This window comes from Pokkaliibacter sp. CJK22405, assembly GCF_046614695.1.
Classification (GTDB): Bacteria; Pseudomonadota; Gammaproteobacteria; order Pseudomonadales; family Balneatricaceae; genus Pokkaliibacter.
Genome location: NZ_JBKKHQ010000009.1, coordinates 52151 through 74978 on the forward strand (window position 1 = coordinate 52151; position 22828 = coordinate 74978).

At 49.1% G+C, this 22828-nt stretch carries 17 protein-coding genes; 9 read left to right on the top strand and 8 right to left on the bottom strand.

What is annotated here, in order from left to right:
• On the bottom strand, positions 1 to 1926 hold the full coding sequence (gene thrS, locus ACKC9G_RS05630) for a threonine--tRNA ligase (protein WP_411403956.1): 1926 nt from the start codon (positions 1924 to 1926) through the stop codon (positions 1 to 3).
• Positions 1927 to 2366: 440 nt separating this feature from the next.
• The gene (locus ACKC9G_RS05635) at positions 2367 to 4766 is read right to left on the bottom strand and encodes a DNA polymerase II (RefSeq protein WP_411403957.1); all 2400 of its coding nucleotides are present in this window, start codon (positions 4764 to 4766) and stop codon (positions 2367 to 2369) included.
• A 263-nt stretch (positions 4767 to 5029) separates the two neighbouring features.
• On the opposite strand from ACKC9G_RS05635, the gene ACKC9G_RS05640 reads away from it, so the two are divergent.
• The 9 genes from ACKC9G_RS05640 (at position 5030) to queG (ending at position 14110) form a co-directional block, all read left to right on the top strand.
• Positions 5030 to 6028, top strand: coding sequence for a response regulator (locus ACKC9G_RS05640; protein ID WP_411403958.1), 999 nt, complete (start codon positions 5030 to 5032; stop codon positions 6026 to 6028).
• 4 nt (positions 6029 to 6032) lie between these two features.
• Positions 6033 to 6986 (top strand): diguanylate cyclase, encoded by a 954-nt coding sequence (locus ACKC9G_RS05645; protein WP_411403959.1) that lies wholly within the window; start codon positions 6033 to 6035, stop codon positions 6984 to 6986.
• Between the two features lie 223 nt (positions 6987 to 7209).
• Complete coding sequence (gene queC / locus ACKC9G_RS05650; RefSeq protein ID WP_411403960.1) at positions 7210 to 7866, top strand: 7-cyano-7-deazaguanine synthase QueC; 657 nt, start codon at positions 7210 to 7212, stop codon at positions 7864 to 7866.
• A gap of 4 nt (positions 7867 to 7870) precedes the next feature.
• Positions 7871 to 8512 (top strand): 7-carboxy-7-deazaguanine synthase, encoded by a 642-nt coding sequence (gene queE, locus ACKC9G_RS05655; protein WP_411403961.1) that lies wholly within the window; start codon positions 7871 to 7873, stop codon positions 8510 to 8512.
• The gene (locus ACKC9G_RS05660; protein WP_411403962.1) at positions 8512 to 9363 is read left to right on the top strand and encodes a 6-pyruvoyl trahydropterin synthase family protein; all 852 of its coding nucleotides are present in this window, start codon (positions 8512 to 8514) and stop codon (positions 9361 to 9363) included. Before queE ends, ACKC9G_RS05660 begins: the two co-directional genes overlap by 1 nt.
• A gap of 63 nt (positions 9364 to 9426) precedes the next feature.
• A complete protein-coding gene (locus ACKC9G_RS05665; protein ID WP_411403963.1) occupies positions 9427 to 10023 on the top strand; it encodes a DNA-J related domain-containing protein in 597 nt (198 codons plus the stop codon).
• Positions 10024 to 10128: 105 nt separating this feature from the next.
• Positions 10129 to 12477, top strand: coding sequence for a heavy metal translocating P-type ATPase (locus ACKC9G_RS05670; RefSeq protein WP_411403964.1), 2349 nt, complete (start codon positions 10129 to 10131; stop codon positions 12475 to 12477).
• A 57-nt stretch (positions 12478 to 12534) separates the two neighbouring features.
• A complete protein-coding gene (gene cueR / locus ACKC9G_RS05675) occupies positions 12535 to 12927 on the top strand; it encodes a Cu(I)-responsive transcriptional regulator (protein ID WP_411403965.1) in 393 nt (130 codons plus the stop codon).
• An 82-nt stretch (positions 12928 to 13009) separates the two neighbouring features.
• Entirely contained in the window at positions 13010 to 14110 is a 1101-nt protein-coding gene (queG, locus tag ACKC9G_RS05680; protein ID WP_411403966.1) for a tRNA epoxyqueuosine(34) reductase QueG, read from the top strand.
• Positions 14111 to 14208: 98 nt separating this feature from the next.
• On the opposite strand, the gene ACKC9G_RS05685 is transcribed toward queG, so the two are convergent.
• From ACKC9G_RS05685 to tig, 6 genes are all read right to left on the bottom strand, one after another.
• Positions 14209 to 16071 carry a SurA N-terminal domain-containing protein gene (locus tag ACKC9G_RS05685; protein ID WP_411403967.1) on the bottom strand — a complete coding sequence of 621 codons (1863 nt, stop codon included), beginning with the start codon at positions 16069 to 16071 and terminating at the stop codon, positions 14209 to 14211.
• A gap of 241 nt (positions 16072 to 16312) precedes the next feature.
• The gene (locus ACKC9G_RS05690) at positions 16313 to 16588 is read right to left on the bottom strand and encodes an HU family DNA-binding protein (protein ID WP_411403968.1); all 276 of its coding nucleotides are present in this window, start codon (positions 16586 to 16588) and stop codon (positions 16313 to 16315) included.
• Between the two features lie 125 nt (positions 16589 to 16713).
• Positions 16714 to 19158: an endopeptidase La gene (gene lon, locus ACKC9G_RS05695; RefSeq protein WP_411404112.1), complete on the bottom strand. Its 2445-nt coding sequence runs from the start codon at positions 19156 to 19158 to the stop codon at positions 16714 to 16716.
• 106 nt (positions 19159 to 19264) lie between these two features.
• A complete protein-coding gene (gene clpX / locus ACKC9G_RS05700; protein ID WP_411403969.1) occupies positions 19265 to 20545 on the bottom strand; it encodes an ATP-dependent Clp protease ATP-binding subunit ClpX in 1281 nt (426 codons plus the stop codon).
• A 92-nt stretch (positions 20546 to 20637) separates the two neighbouring features.
• Positions 20638 to 21273 carry an ATP-dependent Clp endopeptidase proteolytic subunit ClpP gene (gene clpP, locus ACKC9G_RS05705; protein WP_411403970.1) on the bottom strand — a complete coding sequence of 212 codons (636 nt, stop codon included), beginning with the start codon at positions 21271 to 21273 and terminating at the stop codon, positions 20638 to 20640.
• A gap of 109 nt (positions 21274 to 21382) precedes the next feature.
• Positions 21383 to 22699 (bottom strand): trigger factor, encoded by a 1317-nt coding sequence (tig, locus tag ACKC9G_RS05710; RefSeq protein WP_411403971.1) that lies wholly within the window; start codon positions 22697 to 22699, stop codon positions 21383 to 21385.
• Positions 22700 to 22828 lie beyond the last annotated feature (129 nt).

Below are 22828 nucleotides of genomic sequence, written 5' to 3' on the forward strand. Positions count from 1 at the left end.
CTATTTCTCCGTTGCTAACCGTCCACGCTGCCCTATTTCAGCTGACAAATGCTTAGCAAAGGCCTCTAGACTCATACTGCCCAGATCTTGCCCTGTGCGAGTGCGAACGGTAATCATATTCGATTCGACCTCTTTATCACCTACAACAAGCTGATAAGGGATCTTCTGTAAAGTGTGCTCGCGGATTTTAAAGCCGATCTTCTCGTTTCTCAAGTCCGCTTTCACACGGAAGCCCTGATCTTGCAAGAAATTCTCAACGTTTTTAACAAAATCCGCTTGTTTGTCGGTGATATTGATAACGACAGCTTGTACCGGAGACAACCATGCAGGCATGGCACCGGCATAGTTCTCAATCAGAATTCCGATAAAGCGCTCAAAAGAACCCAGGATCGCGCGGTGCAACATGACAGGCGTTTCACGCTCACCCTGCTCGTTCACAAACTGGGCGCTCAGACGCCCTGGCATGGAGAAGTCGACCTGAACGGTGCCGCACTGCCACACACGCCCCAGACAATCCTTCAGAGAAAACTCAATCTTAGGACCATAGAAAGCACCTTCCCCGGGCAACTCTTCCCAGTCCAGCTGTTTTGAATCCAGCGCTTCAGCCAGAGCTTTTTCAGCTTTATCCCAGACCTCATCAGAACCCACCCGCTGTTCCGGACGAGTCGAGAGCTTATAGATGATCTCATCAAAACCGAAATCAGCATAAACCTCATGAAGGAAGTCAATGAACTCGGATACTTCGGACTGGATCTGGTCTTCAGCACAGAAAATGTGGCCGTCATCCTGCGTAAAGCCACGCACACGCATAATGCCATGCAGCGCGCCAGAGGGCTCATTGCGGTGACAGGAACCAAATTCAGCAAAACGCAGTGGCAGTTCACGATAGCTTTTTAGCCCCTGATTAAACACCTGAACGTGACATGGGCAGTTCATGGGTTTAATCGCAAAATCACGCTCTTCTGAATGCGTGGTGAACATCTGTTCTTTAAACTTGTCCCAGTGGCCGGACTTTTCCCACAAGGTCCGCTCTACGACCTGAGGAGTACGCAATTCCAGATAGCCACGACGGCGCTGCTTACCACGAAGGTATTGCTCAATACTCTGCCAGATATTCCAACCATTAGGATGCCAGAACACCATACCTGGCGCTTCTTCCTGAGTATGGAAAAGATCAAGTTGCTTGCCAATACGGCGGTGATCACGCTTTTCAGCTTCTTCCAGACGCTGCAGATAGGCTTTCAGTTCTTTCTTGTCAGCCCACGCAGTGCCGTAGATACGCTGTAGCTGCTCATTCTTTGAGTCACCACGCCAGTATGCACCGGAAATTTTGGTTAGTTTGAACGCTTTCAGGAAGCGCGTGTTAGGTACATGGGGACCGCGGCACATATCCACGTATTCTTCGTGATAATAAAGACCCATTGCCTGCTCATCCGGCATGTCTTCCACCAGACGCAGCTTGTACTCTTCCCCACGGGACTCAAATACGGAAATGACATCTGCACGAGGAGTTACTTTCTTGATAACGTCGTAATCTTTGGCAATCAGCTCTTGCATGCGAGCTTCAATCGCGGCCAGATCGTCCGGGGTAAAGGGACGCTCATAAGCGATGTCATAGTAAAAGCCATTATCGATCACCGGACCGATGACCATTTTAGCCGTTGGATACAGCTGTTTTACCGCATGCCCGATCAGGTGCGCGCAGGAGTGGCGAATAATCTCCACGCCCTCTTCATCTTTTGGCGTAATGATCTGCAGCGTCGCATCATGATCAATAACGTCGCACGCATCGACTAAACGGCCGTCAACTTTACCGGCAACTGTTGCTTTCGCGAGACCAGCTCCAATGCTGGAAGCCACATCATAAGCGCTAACAGGATTATCAAATTGACGCTGACTGCCGTCGGGAAGGGTAATAACAGGCATGTGTAAGGTCCTTAGGCTCAGTGGTGACCCCTACGATGGGCCACGTAAGACAATGACTTGATGTTGGCGACCTAATTGCCGCCAGAACAATGGATTTACGCGCACAAACCAAGTGCGACGGAGGGCGGATTATAGCAATCACCACTTTCCCTCACCAGCAATACAGAGGAATTAATTGGGAAGAAGCCAATGACTGTATGACGTCATCTCACTTAGCGACGGTGCCATTAAAAACTTCCGACTTGAGCCGCGAACAACTGATCACTATATAATCAATGAGGCTCTGAAACAGAGTTTCACATCATCCCCTTTGGATCGAATCTTCGATCATTACGGGCAGAATCTGGGAATGGATATTCCAGGTTTTGCCCGCTGTTGTTTAGAGTTTCTCATTAGTAAAAGCGCCCTGCCGACCACGGCAATACGCTAAAGCTGCGGGCTTATTGATCAAACAGATCTGGTTGATTCGAGAGGCACTTTTCTGCGGAATCTCCGAGAAACAAGAGAATGGAATCCACCACAGGAACAAGCTGCTTATCCAGATATCGCTGATAATCAACGGCCGCAGTGAGATGACTCAAAGGCTCGGCGCCGTTTAGGGTGAACACGTAAGCGATCCGATACCCCCGCTCGGCATGCCACTGCTCTCCCTGACGCTGCTTCAGTTCTGCAAGTTTTCGAACAGCCTGTACCTGAGGCGGTACATTACGCTGATACTCGTCCATAGAACGCCGCAGCCTCTTGCGATAAACCAGCTCTTCATCGAAAACTCCCTTCAGCAGGGAATCAACCTGTTGTCGTAACCAGCTCCGGTAAGGTTGCTTAAGAAAAACTCTTTCATACAGCTCCCGCTGAATACGCTGAGCAAACGGCGTCCAATCCGAGCGCACGGATTCGAGCCCCTTGAAAACCAGCCGATGTTCTTGGGCCGCTTCGTTTCTGACCAGTCCGGCATAACGTTTCTTACTACCCTCCTCGCTGCCCCGAATCGTGGGCATTAAAAAGCGCTGATAGTGCACTTCAAACTGGATCTCAAGATAACTGCGTAACTGGAATCGGCTTTGCAGCTGCCCTTCCCACCATTGATTAAGTGCCTGGGCCAGCTCTTTCCCCTGACTGACGGCGGCTTCACCGCGAATACTGTCGCCGACATGCACAAATAGTGAGTCAGTGTCACCGTAGATGACGGTCAAGCCTTGGCGCTCAAACCACTCCTTACTCAGGTGCAGAATCTCATGTCCACGCAAAGTAATTGAGCCAGATAACCGTCGATCGAAAAACCGACACAGGGGAGATCCCAAAACCCCATAAAAGGCATTCATGATGATTTTTATAGCAGTCGAAAGCGGCTTATTGCCCTGCTCTTTTGCGTGATCTCGTGCTTTCCAGCATTCAGCCACAATATCGGGCAGCAAATGCTTCTGACGATGAAAAACGGCACCATTAAAACCATCCACCAGTGAGTCCTTTTTATAATCACCGGACAGCCCTTCAACCATGCCGAGCGGATCAATACAAAAGGTGCGGATTATGCTGGGATACAGGCTTTTAAAATCGAAAACCAAAACGTTGTCATACAATCCAGGCTGTGAGCTCATGACAAAGCCGCCGGGACTATCAACCTCCGCATTACCGGAGGCATAGACCGGAGCGACACGACCTTTGCGGTGTAGTTTGGGTAAATAGAGATAGTCAAAAGCGGCCTGAGAACCACCGACACGGTCGAGGGGCAATCCCGTCAGTTCTGCCCGCTCAACCAAATAAGGTAATAACGCGGCGTAATCGAAGATATCAGCGACCAGCTTGCAGTCTTCCAGGTTGTAGGCCAGCAACGCCTCTATATCCTCATGAAACAGGCGGGAGATTTCCTGACCGCGCTCCTCATCTTCATGAATCAGCTTCTTTCTACCAAGCAACTGACTGGAAACATAGTTGAGGGAAAAGCTCTCAAAATGCCAGGTTGCGCCTCGCAGGGTATCGATCCCATCGAGCACAATACGCCCACCGATATCCAGGAAGGCCATTTGCCCTGACTGGCGTTGCCTGAGGTTTAACTCATGATCATCCCGCCCCCAAAGCATGGGGATTTTTTGGCGCTGGTAACAACGCTGCAAAACGCTGATATCAAAGCCAACGATATTCCAACCCAGAATGGCATCGGGATCTTGTTGGCAAAGATACTCATTGAGACGCAAAAGTAAGGAGCCCTCATCCGAGAACCACTCTACGGTAGCCTCTTCGGGCGGTTGAAAGCGCTCTGGGGCATCACGAAGAACCAGCAAGGTGTCATCGTTCTGCATATGCAGGCCAATACTAAAGAGACGTTTGGCATCCATCGTGGTTTCGATATCGAGAGAAAGCCAACGCACATCGGCTTGAATCGTCGCAGGCCGTGCTCGGCTGCTGTAAAAGTACGGAAACTGAGCGGAGTCGGCCACTCCCTCGACCAGCACCTCAACGCCAAAGCGAATATTCCGCTCCATTAGGAAGCGATCCTGCGGACGAATATCCTCTTCCATCATCTCAATGCCAGCAGACTTCAATGCCTCTCGACCACGATACCACCCCGCCAATGAACGAAAGTAGCAACCACTCACCGCATTTCCGTCAAAATCCTTGAGAGATAGCGGCTCAACTCGCCAGTCCTTATGTGATGACAACGCCTGCTTAACGGCCAGTTCATCTTGCGAACGGAAAAAGAAAACAGCTTCCTGGTCTGTTACCCGCCAGCACCAGCAACGCTGCTCACGCCGAAGCCAGTATTCAAGCATGAGTTTACCGCTCACATCACTTGATGAGCGGGTCAGAATCCAGCCTTGAATAAGCTCAAACGATGACAACCTGAAACCTCTGAAATTTGGATCTGCCGAGCATCCCCAGCCACATCCTGAAAAGTCTATCGACCACCACTCTCTAATGCCGAACAAATAGTGGCGGAAATCCACTTATTGCTGTCACGAGGGACATTTAATAAACACTATGACGTTATGGGGTTGATTAAGATGAACGGGTTAGCCATTCTGCAAGTATGTAAGGCACACCTGTCACATTGTGCGGCACTTTACCTTTTCTCTCACATGGCCGACCACAGTTAGGAGAGACAATGACCTACTCGGTTCTGATTTGCGATGACTCCGCACTTGCGCGCAAGCAAATGGCCAAATCGCTACCCGACGGGCTGGCACGCGAAGTGAACTTCGCCACTAATGGCCAGGAAGCGGTCGACTTCATCGCAGCCAATCCGGTTGATTTGATGTTCCTGGACTTAACCATGCCAGAGCTGGATGGTTATCAGGTTCTGGAACATCTCAAGGCTCAGGGAGTGGACCTGGATGTCATTGTGGTCTCCGGCGATATTCAACCTGAGGCGCATAATCGTGTGATGTCGCTTGGCGCACGCGCCTTTATCAAGAAACCTGCCGCTCCTGCCCTTCTTGAGAGCACATTAAGCGGTTTGGGTTTTGAGGCCTCGGCAGGTGCGCCAGCAGCCACCTCTGATTACGCTAATATCACCGTAGATTTGCAGGACAGCTATCGCGAAGTGGTGAACGTGGCCATGGGTCAGGCAGCCGATAAACTGGCCCGCCTGCTGAATGTATTTATCAAGCTCCCCGTACCGCGCGTCAGCTTCATTGAACCCAGTGAAATACAGATGGCACTTGAAGCGGTGTCGGAACAGCAATCCCTCTCAGCCGTTTGCCAGGGTTTCATCGGTTCTGGCATCTCTGGTGAGGCCATGCTGCTGTTTGCTGATTCTGACTTTAGTAACGTTGGTCAGTTGATGAATTATCAGGTGCCGCTGTCTGAGACCGATAGCCTCGATGTACTGATGGATATGGCCAACATTCTGATTAGCGTATGCCTTAAAGGTATTGCTGAGCAGCTGGATATCGAGTTTAGCCAAGGCCATCCTGTCGTACTGGGACAACACTGCAGCATTGCCGATCTTGTCGCCAAGATCCGTCAAAAATCTCAGCAGCTTCTGGCGATTGAAATCAGCTACGATCTGGAAAATCAGCCGATCACTTGTGATCTTCTGCTGCTTTTCACACCGCAATCCGTTCCGGCGTTGAACAGCCGCGTAAGTCTAATCATGGAATAACGACATGTCCGAGAATCACGACAAAGAGTTCGAAGAATTCCATTGGATGGTCAACATGCTACAGACGCTGGACGTGGGTCTGGTAGTCATCGACCGTGAACAAAAAGTGTCCCTATGGAATGGCTTTATGGAAAACCATAGCGGCATGAAACCTGAAGTGGTACGCGGACAAGTATTGTCTTCCATCTACCCGGATATGCCCCATGAGTGGCTGAGCCGCCAGCTGAATATGATCTTCAACCTGGGGAATAAGGCTTTTTCAACCTGGGAACAACGACCTTATATTTTCCCGTTCCCAACCTATCAGCCCATCACAGGGCAGGCAGACTACATGTACCAAAATGCCACGCTGATCCCATTGGCGGGTCTGGACGGCAAGATCAACCATGCCTGCATCATGATTTACGATATGACGGATGCAGCGACCAACAAGGTGGCCTTAAAGGCAGCCAATAATGACCTTGAAGCCATTAGCCGTACGGATGCCCTGACCCGACTCTTTAACCGCGGACATTTGGAAAAAGAGATTAACCGTACGGTCCAGCGGTTCAAGCGCACCAATGAACCTCATGTGCTGGTAATGATGGACATTGACCACTTTAAAAAAGTGAACGATACCTACGGCCATCCTGCAGGTGATGAGGTCATTCGTCAGACCAGCCGCATTTTGCGAGCGTGCCTGAGAAATACCGATTTTGCAGGCCGCTACGGCGGTGAAGAATTTGCCGTGGTGCTGGTGAATACTGATATCGCCGGTGGACAGTTCTTTGCAGAACGGCTGCGAAAGCAGATTGAAAAGCACAGCGTCACCGTGGATGGTGAGGCAATCTCCTACACAGTAAGCCTTGGCGTCGCTCAGCTGACAGCCGAGATGGAAACCTCCCATTGGATTGAGAAAGCGGATAGCGCCTTGTATGAATCCAAGCATGCAGGCAGAAACCGCGTCACGACCGCTTAAGCACTCGGCAGGCACAGGCCTGCCCACACCCCAACTTATTCAGCACCTAAGCTCAGCGCCAAAGACAGACCGTCTAGCCTCGCCTCTCTTATAAAGCATGATAAAAGTGACTATAATGCTCGGCTTTTATCAAGCGCCTCTTTTTCAGACTGCGAACTTACGTTCACTGATGCTTCTGTGATCGATCTCCAAAAGAGAGGCTGCTGGCAAGACCGAGGTGTCCATGAAAGACAAAGTTGTTGTTATTTACTCTGGAGGAATGGACTCCTTCACGGTATTGCACCGTGCATTGCGTGAAGGCTATGAGGTTTATCCTCTCTCCTTCAATTATGGTCAGCGACACTCTCGCGAGCTCGATGCTGCTCAGTCAGTGTGTGATGCCAATGGCCTAACGCTAAAACTGGTAGATATTCGCGCCATTAACACGCTGCTCGCTGGTTCCAGCCTGACGGACGACATTGATATCCCTGAAGGCCACTACGCGGCAGACAATATGAAGTCGACCGTCGTTCCCAACCGCAACATGATTCTTCTGTCCCTGGCGATTGGCTACGCTGTTTCCATTGGCGCACGGCAGGTGATGTATGGCGCCCACTCCGGTGATCACACCATTTATCCAGATTGCCGTCCCGAGTTTGTTGAGAAGATGAACGATGTCTCTCAGATTGCCAATTTTGAGCCGGTAGATATCGTCAGTCCTTATCTGCAGGGCAACAAGATTGATATTCTTGCCGACGGATTACGCATGGGCCTTGACTATAGCCAGACCTGGACCTGCTACAACGGTCGTGAAAAAGCCTGCGGCAAGTGCGGCTCCTGCCAGGAACGACTGGAAGCCTTTGAGCTTAATGGCGTAAAAGACCCGCTGGAGTACGAATAAGTCCATGGCGAAGGTCTACAGCATCAAAGAAGCCTTCTATACGCTTCAAGGTGAAGGCGCCCACGCGGGACGCCCCGCCGTTTTCTGTCGTTTCACCGGCTGCAATTTGTGGTCCGGTAAGGAAGCACACCGTGCTGAAGCGGTGTGCACGTTCTGCGATACCGACTTTATTGGTACCGATGGTCAGAATGGTGGCCGCTTTGAATCGCCCGGTGCTCTGGCGCAACATATTGACTTGCTCTGGCCAATTACGACCCAGGGAAAGAAGTATGTTGTTTGTACCGGCGGCGAGCCACTACTGCAGCTGGACTCGGCGCTTATTGATGCTTTTCACCAGCGCGGATTTGAAATTGCTATCGAGTCCAATGGTACGCTGCCAGCCCCTGAGGGTATCGACTGGATATGCATCAGCCCGAAAGCGGATGCTCCCATCGTGCAAACCCGCGGCGATGAGCTGAAGTTAGTCTACCCACAACCCCTGGCAATGCCGGAACGCTTTACCGATCTCGATTTTACTCATTTCTATCTGCAGCCCATGGATAACGAACAGCAATCACAGAATACTCGTGGAGCAGTTGCGTATTGTCTGGCTAATCCCCAGTGGCATCTCAGCCTGCAGACACACAAATTTATTGGCATTGACTGATGGCACTGACTCTTTTTGTCGACAACCTCACCGTTCTGGACTGCTCATTTCTGGACGATACTGACGGCGTATGTGGTGCCAGCTGGCAGGTGAATATCGAGCTGGATGGCGACCTTGACGAACAAAGCATGCTGCTGGATTTCGGCAACGTCAAAAAGCTGATCAAGCGTCTTATCGACCAATCACTCGATCATACTTTGCTGGTGCCTGAGCAAAACCCGGCAGTGCAGATCACCAGAACCGATCAGGCCAGCGTGACGATTATTGTCCCAGCTTTTGGACTAAAAACCTCAGGCCCTGCGCAGGCATATTCACTCATTCCAGTAGAGAAGCTCACGGAAGAAACGATTGCTCGCCATATTGAACGCGTCTTGAAAGCACACTTGCCTGCCAACCTTAATGATGTACGAATAACCCTTGAAGAAGAACAAGGCAAAGGCAGCTTCTACCGTTACAGCCATGGTCTGAAGAAACACGATGGCAACTGCCAGCGTATCGTTCACGGTCACCGCTCAACGCTGCAAATCTGGCGAGATGGCGTCCGTGATAGCACCACAGAAGAATGCTGGAGCCAGCGCTGGAAAGATATTTATCTTGGCACACGAGAAGATCTTACAGGCCAGGATGAGACCCATTTCCACTTTGCCTATGAGGCAAACCAAGGCGCTTTCAGTGTCAGCCTTCCGCGTGACCGCTGCGAAATCATTGACTATGACACCACTGTGGAAGAGCTCACCCGCTATATTGCTGAAACCCTGAGCCAGGAAGCGCCCCAGCATGAATGGAAAGTCCGTGGATTTGAGGGCATAGGCAAAGGTGCGATTGTCAAAATCCCCCAAGCCAACCACTAACAAAGCAAGCTTTCCAGAAACCTTATCCTTGCTATGCCATAACGGACATAGCAGGATAGCTCCATGGATGATATCTACTACTTACCACTTCGCGACGCCCTCACCGAGCTGCTTCAATCGGGCAACCGCTACACAGAGTTTGCTTTAATAGCAGCCCTGCGGGAGAGAGGCTTTGACCTCCCCCTAAGCCCCGCGCTTGCCCTCTTCCAGACCCACTTCGCATTATTCCACACGCTTTATCGCCTGAGCGATGAAATGCTAAATCAACACCAGGCACATCTAAGCATTCATACACTCTGTATTGAGTATCAGTCTCTTACCCATCAGCAGAATGCGATTTCTCAAACCGATAAGTTACGCGAGTATTATTTGGACTGGGAAACCCATTTTCATACTCAGCAGGCCGATGTCGAAGCCTTGCTATCAACGGCTTTTAGCCAGTTCTTTCGTCATGAAAAGCCAGCCATGGCAATAGAAGAAGCTCTGTCCACACTTAAACTGCCTATAGAACAGCCTCAAAGTAGTGCCCGGCCTGAGTACTTGAAGCAATACCGCCGGCTCATTCAGCAAGCTCATCCTGACAAAGGAGGCGATGCAGAGCACTTCCATCAATTACAGCAGGCCTGGAAAACATTAGAACATCATCTGTTCGAACATTAAGCAAACCCTGCACTTTACCTTCCATTTACTGGAAGGTTTATCCTGAAGGTAACCCATTACCAAACGGTGCGGAAAAGTAAGCACCTAACTTTCAGGAGATGCCACATGAGTAACCCCGTTGCTCTCGATATCACTGGAATGCATTGCGCAGGTTGCGCTCGAAAGGTGGAAAGAACTCTCAATGAGCTTTCCAGTCTCGAAACTGCTGAAGTCAACATTGCGCTCAACCGCGCGACTATAAGACCTGCCAACGCGAAGGGAATTCAGGATGCCATCAACGCCATTGATGGTTTGGGCTACAAGGTGCAGCCACAGAGTTACGAATTTGTAGTGGAAGGTATGCATTGTGCGAGCTGCGTCAGCAAAGTTGAGCACGCGGCGGCTGACCTTTCAGGAGTACTCAAGGTCAGCGTAAATCTGGCTACAGGCAAGGTATATATTGAGGCCCTGGAAAGCCTTTTTGACCAGACTGAGCTGCGTAACAGCATCAAAGCTTTAGGTTATTCTTTGGCCTCCACTTCAGCGCCATCCCCTGAGAACGACATCAAAGAGCATAAAAAACCCTGGCTGCAATCCGGATACCTGTTACTGGCGGCAATAGTCCTTTGTATCCCACTGGTATCACCCATGCTTGGATTAGTTCACCCTTTTCCAGCACTTGAGCAGTTTCTTCTTGCCCTTCCGATTCAGGCCGTCTTGGGCTATCGCTTTTATCGAGGCAGCTACCACGCGCTCAAATCGGGCTATGCCAACATGGATGTGCTTGTCGCTTTAGGAACTTCCGCTGCCTTCTTTTACAGTCTCTATCACTGGTTAGCGGGATCTGGAGGTGGCCTCTATTTTGAGTCCAGCGCTCTGGTGATGACACTTATCAGCCTCGGTAAATGGTTTGAAGAACGTGCAAAGCGAAAAACAGCGTCCGCGCTGGACGCCTTGCTCTCTCTGAAACCACAGAAGGCAAGGGTCTGGAAAGAGGATAGCTGGAGTGAACTGGCGATTGCTGAAGTTCAACAGGGTGACCGTATTCAGGTTCGCCCCGGCGAGACTATTCCCGTCGATGGCAAGGTTATTAAAGGCGAGAGCGAACTTGATGAAGCTCTCATTACTGGTGAAAGCGAGCCACAACTCCGCTCGAGTGGTGATAAGGTCATTACCGGCAGCATGAATGGTAGCGGAACACTGGAGATTGAAGCGATTGCGCTTGGTAAAGACACAGCATTATCAAAAATCATTCATCTGGTTGAGCAGGCGCAGGCAGGCAAAGCTCCCGTACAACAACTCGTTGACAGAGTCAGCGCTATATTTGTCCCCGCAGTATTGGCGATAGCTTTTATCACTCTTATTACATGGCTGACATTAGGGTACGACTTTGAGCCAGCACTGCTGGCAGCTGTATCGGTTCTTGTGATTGCCTGCCCCTGTGCACTTGGACTTGCCACTCCTGCAGCCCTGCTCGCAGGCACAGGAGTAGCGGCTCGCCAGGGAATTCTTATCCGGGATCTGAACGTGTTGGAAGCAGCTCAGAAAATTGACTGGGTGTTTTTCGATAAAACCGGCACTCTTACGCGCGGGCAACCAACAGTCACTGAAACTTACTTTAAAGATGAGCATGCACTGGCAGCCACTGCAGCTTTACAGAGCAGCAGTGAACATCCGCTGGCCAAAGCCTTTGTCACCTATGCCGCAGATCAGCAAATCAAAGCGACGGGGATTGAATCTTTCAAGGCCCGTGCGGGCAAAGGTGTTGAAGGGATATATCAGGGCCAAACCATTATGGCGGGTAGCCAGAGCTGGTTTAAAGAACTGAGCATCCGAATTCCGGAAGACGCCCGGCTGCAAGCACTCACTCAGCGTCCCGGCAGTCTGGTTCATGTTGCAATGAATCAGCAATGGGTGGGCAGTTATGTTCTTGAAGATCAGGCGCGTGATGACAGCGCCGGCGCTATTAAAGCCTTGCACGAGCGTCAGCTTAAAACAGGCCTGCTAAGTGGTGATCGCAACCCTGTTGTTGAAAGTCTGGCCTTTGAGCTTTCTATCGATAATGCAAAAGGCGAGCTACTTCCAGCCGATAAAGTCAGCGTAATAAAGGAAGCCCAGTCTCAAGGGTTACACATTGCTATGGTCGGCGATGGAATTAACGATGCCCCTGCACTGGCTCAGGCTGATATCGGCATTGCAATGGGCAGCGGGACCGATGTGGCTCGCGAAAGCGCTGCAATTACATTGATACGCCCTCAGCCAGCGCTTGTGGCCGCAGCGCTTGAAATCTGCCGACTGACTCGCAATAAGATTAAACAGAATCTGTTCTGGGCCTTCATTTTTAACATTATTGGTATTCCACTGGCGGCCTTCGGCCTCTTAAGTCCTGCTATTGCAGGTGCTGCCATGGCCTGTAGCAGTGTAATCGTGCTGACGAATGCTCTTCTGCTTCAACGCTGGAAGGCCAGGAACTGAGAGTTAACCACTCTGCCGGGAAAGCCCCTTTCCCGGCAACTATGATAGTGAAATTCCATGAAAATCAGCGATGTTGCTAAACAAACCGGCCTCTCCGCCAAGACTCTCCGCTACTATGAGAGCATAGGGCTAATTTCCCCAACGGCACGCGCCGAAAACGGCTATCGTCGCTACACTGATGCAGACCTTCGCCAGCTTGGATTCATACAAAGAGCTCGAAGCCTTGGGTTCACGCTGGATGAATGCCGCGATCTTCTGGCTCTCTACAATAATCCTCTCCGGGCCAGCGCCAGCGTCAAAGAAGTTGCTCAACGGCGTATAGAAGAACTCGATCAGGAAATTCATCGCCTTACCCAAATGCGACAATCACTGGATACCCTGATTGATCAATGCCAAGGCAATCACTCCCCTCACTGCGCCATTATCGACTCCTTAGAATCAGTGGATTAATTGAGAGCACTAAACCAGTATTACGCTTGATATACTTACGGTTTGCACCCTGCCTGAAAGTAGATCAAACACCCAAGGAACCATGCCAGATACACACTATGAACGTACCGTGCTGAGTGATCAGGAGCTAGAAGAGCTACTGGATGAAATTCGTGCTTGGTCAGAAGAGTTAGGCTTTCAGGATATGGGGGTCAGCTCCGTGCACTTGGGCGACCATCCTGAAGCGATGGAACGCTGGATTAATGCCGGTTACCACGGTGAAATGGATTATCTGGAGCGTAACCATGAGCTACGAAGCCACCCGGAGCAGCTAGTTGCAGGCACCCTCAGTATCCTCTCATTTCGTATGGACTATCTTCCGGCTGAAACTGAGTCTGTGAAAATTCTCAATAGTCCAGATAAGGCGTATATCTCTCGTTACGCACTAGGGCGGGATTATCATAAGCTGATTCGAAAGCGACTCACTCAACTCGGTAAGCGTATTGAAGAAAGACTCGGTGCTTTTGGGTATCGGGCTTTTGTCGATAGTGCACCGGTTATGGAGCGACCTGTTGCAGAGCAGGCTGGGCTTGGCTGGGTGGGGAAAAATACATTGGTCATGAACCGCAAGGCAGGATCCTGGTTCTTCCTAGGAGAGCTATTCACCACACTTCCCTTCAAACCCAATGAGGACAGGCATAAGAATCACTGCGGCAAATGTAGTGCCTGCCTTGATCTGTGCCCTACTAAAGCTTTTCCTGCTCCAGGGGTGCTGGACGCAAGACGCTGTATCTCCTATCTAACAATAGAATTTAACGGTGTCATCCCGGAAGAGCTACGCCCCCTAATGGGAAACAGGATCTATGGATGCGATGACTGCCAACTCGTCTGCCCATGGAATCGATTTGCAAAAGCGACACGGGAAGAAGACTTCTTGCCACGACATGCGCTGGATAAAACCAAGCTATTAACTCTCTTCCAGTGGACAGAAGAGGAATTCCTGAAATACACCGAAGGCTCTCCCATCAGACGTACCGGCTATGCAAACTGGCAGCGAAACCTGAGTGTGGCCTTGGGCAATGCTCCCTATGACGCTGCAACAGTGAAAGCCTTGGAACAACGGCTAGAACTCGCTAGCGACGTTCTTGCCGAACATTTGCACTGGGCGTTAAACCAGCAGCTAGGTAAAAAATCACTTCTTTGAGCAAGGCTCAAAAGCTCCACTCAGGCTATCAACATCAGCCAATAAAAAGCCGGCTTGGTTTTTACCAAGCCGGCTTTCAAACACTTAAAACCAACCACTTAACGTGTTTCGATTTTAGCCTTACTTCTCAGGTCATTAACAAAAGCCTGGAAAGCCTGAGAGCCTTCCTGATTTGCCATGTAACTGGTAATGCCTTGTAACTGCTCTTTCGGTAACGCGTTCGCTTTTTGCTGAACACTCGTCAAAGCCACAGTCCAAATATCACCCTTGGCAGTCGTCACAACAGTAAAACTTGGCTTACCGTCTTCAGGCTTAGGCATCGCGAAAACAGTTTTAGCCAGCGCCTGATCCTCAGCAGTAGAGCGCGAAAGATTAGCTTTAGTCTGCCAGTCCTGCACTATTTCCGGACTCGCCTGGGCCGACTCTTCAGCCGCTTTGGCATCTTTCTTGGCCAGATCGGTCGCCTGCTGACGCTTAACCACCTCAGTGACCTGCTCTTTGACCTCATCAAAGCCCAGCTGTCGGCTCGCCTGATGATCAGCAATACGCACAACCACAATATGGTCAGTACCTACCTGAATTGGATCGCTGTTTACACCCTCATCAATAAAGTCAGGGCTAAACACCTTATCCAACACTTTAGCGTTATTAAGAACCCCAGGTGCATTATCTCGACTAAACAAAGGCGCCTTCTGAACACTAAGTCCGAGCTCTTTGGCTGGCTCTTGCAAATCGCTTGAGCTAAAGACCAGATCAGCTAACTGATCCGCTTTGTCGCCAAACAACTGAGCAGCTTTTGCATCGCGTTGTTGCTGCTCAAGTTTAGGCTTCAACTGATCAAAAGTAGGAATCTCTTTATCAGTGAGAGAAACCAGTTTGACGATATGATAGCCATAATCGCTCTTCACTGGCTTTGAGATGTCCCCGGGCTTCATAGTAGCGATCGCTTTGTCCAGAGCATCACCAAGGACACCAGGCTGCACAGTGCCTAACTCACCACCATCATCCTTACTGCCGTCATCATCAGAGTACTCTTTGGCAAGAGCGGCAAAGCCCTCTCCAGACTTAAGCTTCTGCTCGACTTCTTCAGCACGTTTCTTTGCTTCTGCATCATCACGGCCGTCATTAACAGCGATCAGAATATGTGCGATATCATGATTTTTCTGGCCTTTTAAGCGCTTAACCTCGGCGTCGTAATCCGATTGCACCTGAGCTTCGTCAACAGTGACATCTTTGGTCAACAATGCCTTATCAAGCTCAATATAGTTTACAGCCACTTCCTCAGGAGCCATAAAATCTGATTTATGGTCATTGTAGTAGGCCTGCAACTGCTCGTCAGAAGGACTTACCTTGCCCAGATAGTCGTTCAAGGTAAAAGCCTGATACTTAATATCACGCAACTGATTATTGAGCGCCATGATGGCATCAAGTTCAGATGGCATAACAAAGGCAGACTCGCCAATAGTGTCTTCCAACTGGCCGATAAGCAGGTTTTTCTTCATCATCTGGTGATAGCTGGAGGGCGTCAGCCCAACATTAGCTAGTACCTGCTGATAACGCTGCTGATCAAACTTACCGTCCACCTGAAAATCAGGCGCCATAACGATCATTTGGTCGACCATGGAATCAGAAACCATCAAGCCACGCTTCTCTGCTTCCTGGATCAACAGCTTTTCCTGGATCAGACGATTGAGAGCAACAGCCTGCAGACGACCTGGCTGCAACATCGCTGGATCCACATTACTACCGTAGCGGTTATACAGCTGACGACGCTGAAGCTCGACCATTTGGTTTAGCTCCTGAGTCTTAATGTCATCACCATTGACCGTCGCTGGAACAGGTTCACTATTCGCCAATGAGATCAGGGACTCGACGCCAAAAATGGCAAAAACAAAGATGATGAAACCGATAATGACCTTGGTAAGAATACCTGTCGACTTATCGCGTATAGATTGCAGCATGGGGCCCCCACTCTGCCGGAGTGTTAAATAATCTTGAACGTCGCTGTCAGTAATTTACCGGCAAGCACAGTCATAACCATTCGATAAAAAAAAAGCGCACTCTGGAGAATGCGCTCTTTCTGATGAGAAGCCGGACATCATAACCAGCGTTTTATCCGCCTGTCCGGTCGGCATTCTTTACCACCGTTGCGACCGGCTTTCTCAAAAATGCCCAGATTATCAATCCAGACATTCAGAATTATTAACCGTTAACAGCGTCTTTCAGCGCTTTACCGGGTTTGAAGTTAGGCACATTGGCAGCAGCGATCTCGATCGGAGCACCAGACTGTGGGTTACGGCCAGTACGAGCAGCACGCTCTTTAACACCAAAAGTACCAAAACCAACCAGTGCGACAGAATCACCCTTGCTCAGAGCATCGGTCACAGCATCGATCATTGCATCAAGAGCACGACCAGCTGCTGCTTTAGGAATGTCAGCAGAGGCAGCGATAGCATCGATCAGTTCAGATTTGTTCACGTTTATCCCCTTCGAAGTTTCGTAGATATTCTTTTATGTATTTATAGGTCTGGAACAGGCAGATCCTTTTATACCAAGGCCGCCGAATCAGTGTCAAGCTAGTATTCATGCGGCCTGTAGCGATTTTAGTGCGTACTTGGACGTTGACTTCCGTCGCCATCCTGATCTGCTTCCTTATTTTTAGCTGAATGATCGGCAGTCTCCTGTGCATCCTTATCATCGGGATGCGGCTGATACTGCAAAGCAATCGCCAAAACTTCATCAATCCATTTCACAGGATGGATTTCAAGCTCTGCCTTGATGTTGTCAGGAATTTCCTTCAGATCACGCTTATTTTCCTCAGGAATAACGATAGTTTTAATACCACCACGGTGAGCTGCAAGAAGCTTTTCCTTGAGACCACCAATTGGCAGCACCTGACCACGAAGCGTAATTTCACCGGTCATAGCTACATCAGCTTTGATCGGGATCTGCGTCAGTGATGACACCATCGCGGTACACATGGCAATACCAGCACTTGGCCCATCCTTAGGAGTAGCCCCTTCAGGTACGTGCACATGGATATCCTGCTTTTCATGGAAATCAGTTTTGATACCCAACGCTTTAGAGCGTGAACGCACCACGGTGATCGCTGCCTGGATAGACTCCTGCATGACATCACCCAGTGAACCGGTTTTAACAACACGACCTTTACCTGGGGTTACTGCACACTCAATACGAAGAATGTCACCACCCACCTGAGTCCAGGCCAGACCATTGACCTGACCAATCTGATCATTGTCATCTGCACGACCATAATTGAACTTGTGAACACCGTTATACTCTTCAAGCACTTCTGAAGTTACAACCAAGGTATCTTCTTCAATTTTCTTAAGGAGACGGGCTTTAACAACCTTACGGCAAAGCTTGGCAACCTCACGCTCAAGACCGCGCACACCCGCTTCGCGAGTATAATAACGAATCAACTCAAGAATCGCGTCATCGCTAACTTCCAGCTCAGCGTCCTTAAGGCCATTATTTTTCATCTGCTTAGGTAGCAGATATCGCTTAGTGATGTTTAGTTTTTCATCTTCTGTGTATCCAGGAATACGGATAATTTCCATACGATCCAACAAAGGCGCAGGAATATTCATGCTGTTTGACGTACAAACAAACATGACATCAGAAAGATCAAAGTCCACTTCCAAGTAGTGGTCATTGAAGGAGTTGTTCTGTTCAGGATCAAGCACTTCAAGCAGAGCTGACGCAGGATCACCACGGTGATCCATTCCCATCTTGTCGATCTCATCAAGCAGGAACAGTGGATTTTTAACACCCACTTTAGAGAGTTTCTGAACCAATTTACCGGGCATGGAGCCAATATAAGTTCGACGGTGACCACGAATTTCAGCTTCGTCTCTCACACCACCTAACGCCATACGAACATATTTACGATTCGTAGCACGCGCAATCGATTGCCCCAGAGAAGTTTTACCTACACCTGGAGGCCCAACCAAACAAAGCACGGGGCCTTTGATTTTTTTCACACGCTGCTGAACAGCAAGATACTCAAGAATACGGTCTTTAACTTCATCAAGACCGTAATGATCTTCATTCAAAACAACCTCGGCACGACCCAAGTCATGACGCACTTTGCTTCTCTTACTCCACGGAATTCCGAGCATCCAATCAAGATAAGACCGAACGACAGTAGCCTCAGCAGACATCGGCGACATCATCTTAAGCTTATTAAGCTCAGACATCGCCTTATTAAGAGCCTCTTTAGGCATGCCTGCAGCTTCAATACGGCTCTTAAGATCTTCTATCTCATTGCCGCTCGTATCATCCAAGTCACCCAGTTCTTTCTGAATAGCCTTCATCTGCTCATTCAGATAGTACTCACGCTGACTCTTTTCCATCTGCTTTTTAACTCGGCCACGAATACGGCGCTCAACCTGAATCAGGTCATTCTCCGCTTCCATATGCCCAATCAACTGCTCAACACGCTCAACTATATCGACTAACTCAAGCACTTTTTGCTTGTCAGCCAGTTTAAGGTTCATATGAGCGGAAATTGTGTCTGCCAAGCGGCCTGGCTCTTCAATATTAGAAAGAGACGAAACCACTTCAGAAGGGACTTTCTTACTTTGCTGAACATACTGCTCAAACTGAGTCATCAGAGCACGAGACAGCACCTGAGACTCTGCATCTCGAACCTCCTTGACTTCCAGAGGTTCAACTTCCGCCTGATAGCAAGTGTCATCCAGAAAGACAGATTTCACTCGCGCACGATACTCACCTTCAACCAATACTTTAACGGTACCATCGGGAAGTTTGAGCAATTGCAGAATGGAGGCAACAGTACCGATTTCGAACAGATCTTCCCATACGGGGTCTTCATCAGAGGCATCACGCTGAGCGACCAGAAGGATTTCTTTCTCCTCTTCCATCGCTCGCTCCAGGGCAGCGATAGATTTATCACGCCCAACGAAAAGAGGGATAACCATGTGCGGGAATACAACAACATCCCGCAGCGGTAATAAAGGCACAGTGACCGGAGTCACGTCGTGACTGGATGCATGTTGTTCCATAAACACCTCGGACTTATGACGGGCACTAAAAGGAGGCCCCAATGACTTCATAAAGCTGTACGTTGGGGCTCAAGGAAAAGAATGCAATATCTGTGTCAGAAGAACATTAACACTCAGGTAATGCGCGCTTTTCGTCGTTGCTTTCATAAATCATCAGAGGCTTGGACTCACCCTTGATGACAGAGGCATCAATGACAACCTTGCTAACATTCTCAGCAGAGGGCAATTCGAACATGGTGTCCAAAAGAACACTTTCCATAATGGTGCGCAATCCACGTGCGCCAGTCTTGCGCTCCATGGCACGCTGAGCAATAGCTTTTAACGAGTCTTCTCGGAACTCAAGCTCAGCGCCTTCCATACCAAAAAGTTTCTGATATTGCTTAGTAAGAGCATTTTTGGGCTCAACCAATATCTGAATCAATGCATCCTCATCCAGCTCAGTCAGAGTCGCCACCATTGGTAGACGACCTACGAACTCAGGAATCAGACCAAACTTGACCAGATCCTCAGCTTCTGCACCTAAAAGGATTTCAGAAACAGACTTACTATTATCTTTTGACTTCACCGTCGCGGAGAAACCAATACTGCTTTTCTCACTGCGATCGCTAATAATCTTCTCAAGGCCTGCGAAAGCACCGCCGCAAATGAAAAGAATATTAGAAGTATCAACCTGCAAAAATTCTTGCTGCGGATGCTTTCTTCCACCCTGAGGTGGCACTGATGCAACAGAACCCTCAATCAGCTTCAAAAGCGCTTGCTGAACCCCTTCGCCGGAAACGTCACGTGTGATAGATGGATTGTCAGACTTGCGACTAATTTTGTCGATCTCATCGATATAGACAATGCCCATCTGAGCTTTCTCAACATCATAATCACACTTCTGGAGAAGCTTTTGAATGATGTTTTCCACATCCTCACCAACATAACCCGCTTCAGTTAGCGTAGTTGCATCAGCAATAGTGAAAGGAACGTTAAGCATACGAGCTAGCGTCTGCGCCAATAAGGTCTTACCGCTACCGGTTGGACCAATCATCAGAATGTTGCTCTTACCCAGCTCAACATCAGAGGATTTATCATTCATACGCAGGCGCTTGTAGTGGTTATAGACAGCCACTGCCAACACGCGTTTAGCAACGTCCTGACCAATCACATACTCGTCAAGCGTCTGTTTAATTTCGCTAGGAGTTGGAAGCTTCTCACCTTGAGAACCTTGGTCCTGATCCTGAATTTCTTCACGGATGATGTCATTACAAAGGTCAACACACTCATCGCAGATATAAACCGAAGGCCCTGCAATCAGCTTTCTTACCTCGTGCTGGCTCTTACCGCAGAAAGAGCAATAGAGCAACTTGCTATCGTCGCCTTTTTTGCGTGTATCGTCGGCCATTCGACTTCCCCGTTAACTTGCTTCTGCCTTCAAGATGAGGCCGTTACCAAAACATTTCAACAACATTTCGGCAATCAGCCTCATTTTTTCATTTAGGCGCCACGCTGAGTCAGAACAGAGTCCACTAAACCGTATTCTGCAGCTGCATTAGCATCCATAAAATTATCACGATCAGTATCGCGCGCAATAGACTCGATATCCTTGCCAGTATGATGTGACAGGATCCGGTTTAATTTTTCGCGCATTGTGAGAATTTCGCGGGTGTGGATTTCGATATCAGTCGCCTGCCCCTGATAACCACCGAGGGGCTGGTGAATCATCACTCGCGCATTGGGTAACGCATAACGCTTACCTGCTGCTCCACCAGCAAGCAGCAGCGCGCCCATGCTGGCCGCCTGACCAATACAGAGGGTGCTTACATCAGGCTTAATAAACTGCATGGTGTCATAAATCGCCATGCCTGCAGTAACCACACCACCAGGTGAGTTGATGTAAAGATGGATATCCTTATCGGGATTTTCAGACTCAAGAAACAACATTTGAGCCACTACAAGATTAGCCATGTGATCTTCAACCTGACCAACCAGAAAGATCACACGCTCCTTCAACAAGCGGGAATAAATATCGTAGGCACGCTCACCACGAGCACTCTGCTCTACAACCATTGGGACCAGTGCAGACATAGGATCCTGCCCTTTCGCAGCAGCTTGCTCTAGAAATGGATTCATTTTACGAGCTTCTCCCTAGTGAGTTCCTTAAAGAAAAAAACGATAGCCATTACAACTGTTTATGTTGTAACAACTATCGTTTTTTAAGTACAGCAGATGCTAATAATTATCAGGCTGCAGCTTGGTCAGCCGGACGAATAGCATCTTCATAGCTTACAACAGTTTCAGTGATACTGGCTTTTTCCAGCAGTTTTTCAACCGCCAGATCCTCTACCACTACCGCTTCAATCTGACGACGCTGATTCTGGTCATTCAGGAAGTAGGCACGAACTTCCTCAGGCTGTTGGTATGCAGAAGACATCTCTTCAACAAAAGCAACAACGCGTTCTTCATCAGCTTTGATCTCATTGGCACGAATCACTTCCGCCAACAGCAGGCCATTGCGAACTCGCTGCTCTGCCTGATCTTTGAACAGCTCTTTTGGCAGCATATTCAGATCGAAGTCTTTCAGGTTACCACCAAACTGCTGAACAGCCTGACGACGCAGAGTATCAATCTCTTCATCAATCAGCGCAGAAGGAATATCGATTGGATTCAGTTTGCTCAGAGACTCAAGAACCTGGGTCTTAAGCTTGCTACGCAGAGCATTCTTCAACTCACGATCCATATTCTTGGAAATTTCAGCACGGAAATCTGCTTCACTCTCGCCTTCGATACCGAAGTCTTTAAAGAATTCAACATTCAATTCTGGCAGCTTAGGCTCAGCAACCTGATGTACAGTAGTCTTGAATACAGCTGCTTTACCCTGTAGCTCTTCGGACTGGTACTGCTCTGGGAAAGTGACGTTCAGATCCAGAGTGTCGCCCGCTTTGGCGCCCAACAGACCAGACTCAAAACCAGGAATCATGGTATTGGAGCCAAGAACCAGCTCATAGCCTTCAGCTTTACCACCAGCAAATGCCTCACCGTCAACAAAACCTTCAAAGTCGACAGTTACACGATCACCGTCTTGGGAAGCACGCTCTACTGTAGTCCAGTCAGCTTTCTGCTTGCGCAAGGTATCGATCATTTTATCCAGATCTTCGTTAGAAATTTCCGCGCTCTGCTTTTCGATCTCTGCGGCACTGAAGTCAGCCAGAGCGATTTCCGGGAATACTTCAAAAGTGGCAACAAACTCAAAATCCTGACCTTCTTCGTCCTTGGTAGGCTCGATAGAAGGAGTTCCAGCAGGGTTCAATTTCTCCTGAGTTACCGCTTCGTAGAAGCTGGTACGAATAACTTCGCTCAGTACATCCTGACGAATTCCTTTTCCGTAACGCTGCTTAACGATTTTAGAAGGCACTTTGCCTTTACGGAAACCATCGATACGTACGGTTTTTGCAGCATCTTTAAGCTGTTTTTCGACGTCCGCATCGATACGCTCTGCGGGAATAGTGATTGTCAGACGACGCTCAAGATTAGACGTCGATTCGATAGATACTTGCATTAATCTGCCTCACAAAACTTAGCGTCAACTAAATCCGCACTCTGATCATTACCAGAGACTCTAGTTTAACTGCCTGATTTCCGATTTAGGGCGGTCAGCCACCCGGTTCTGGGGGCAAACACAGACAAA

Bases quoted from the DNA above. Each gene is read 5' to 3' on its own strand.
- thrS (WP_411403956.1), bottom strand. From the start codon at position 1,926: ATGCCTGTTATTACCCTTCCCGACGGCAGTCAGCGTCAATTTGATAAT.
- ACKC9G_RS05640 (WP_411403958.1), top strand. From the start codon at position 5,030: ATGACCTACTCGGTTCTGATTTGCGATGACTCCGCACTTGCGCGCAAG.
- ACKC9G_RS05645 (WP_411403959.1), top strand. From the start codon at position 6,033: ATGTCCGAGAATCACGACAAAGAGTTCGAAGAATTCCATTGGATGGTC.
- queC (WP_411403960.1), top strand. From the start codon at position 7,210: ATGAAAGACAAAGTTGTTGTTATTTACTCTGGAGGAATGGACTCCTTC.
- queE (WP_411403961.1), top strand. From the start codon at position 7,871: ATGGCGAAGGTCTACAGCATCAAAGAAGCCTTCTATACGCTTCAAGGT.
- ACKC9G_RS05660 (WP_411403962.1), top strand. From the start codon at position 8,512: ATGGCACTGACTCTTTTTGTCGACAACCTCACCGTTCTGGACTGCTCA.
- ACKC9G_RS05665 (WP_411403963.1), top strand. From the start codon at position 9,427: ATGGATGATATCTACTACTTACCACTTCGCGACGCCCTCACCGAGCTG.
- ACKC9G_RS05670 (WP_411403964.1), top strand. From the start codon at position 10,129: ATGAGTAACCCCGTTGCTCTCGATATCACTGGAATGCATTGCGCAGGT.
- cueR (WP_411403965.1), top strand. From the start codon at position 12,535: ATGAAAATCAGCGATGTTGCTAAACAAACCGGCCTCTCCGCCAAGACT.
- queG (WP_411403966.1), top strand. From the start codon at position 13,010: ATGCCAGATACACACTATGAACGTACCGTGCTGAGTGATCAGGAGCTA.
- ACKC9G_RS05685 (WP_411403967.1), bottom strand. From the start codon at position 16,071: ATGCTGCAATCTATACGCGATAAGTCGACAGGTATTCTTACCAAGGTC.
- lon (WP_411404112.1), bottom strand. From the start codon at position 19,158: ATGGAACAACATGCATCCAGTCACGACGTGACTCCGGTCACTGTGCCT.
- clpX (WP_411403969.1), bottom strand. From the start codon at position 20,545: ATGGCCGACGATACACGCAAAAAAGGCGACGATAGCAAGTTGCTCTAT.
- clpP (WP_411403970.1), bottom strand. From the start codon at position 21,273: ATGAATCCATTTCTAGAGCAAGCTGCTGCGAAAGGGCAGGATCCTATG.
- tig (WP_411403971.1), bottom strand. From the start codon at position 22,699: ATGCAAGTATCTATCGAATCGACGTCTAATCTTGAGCGTCGTCTGACA.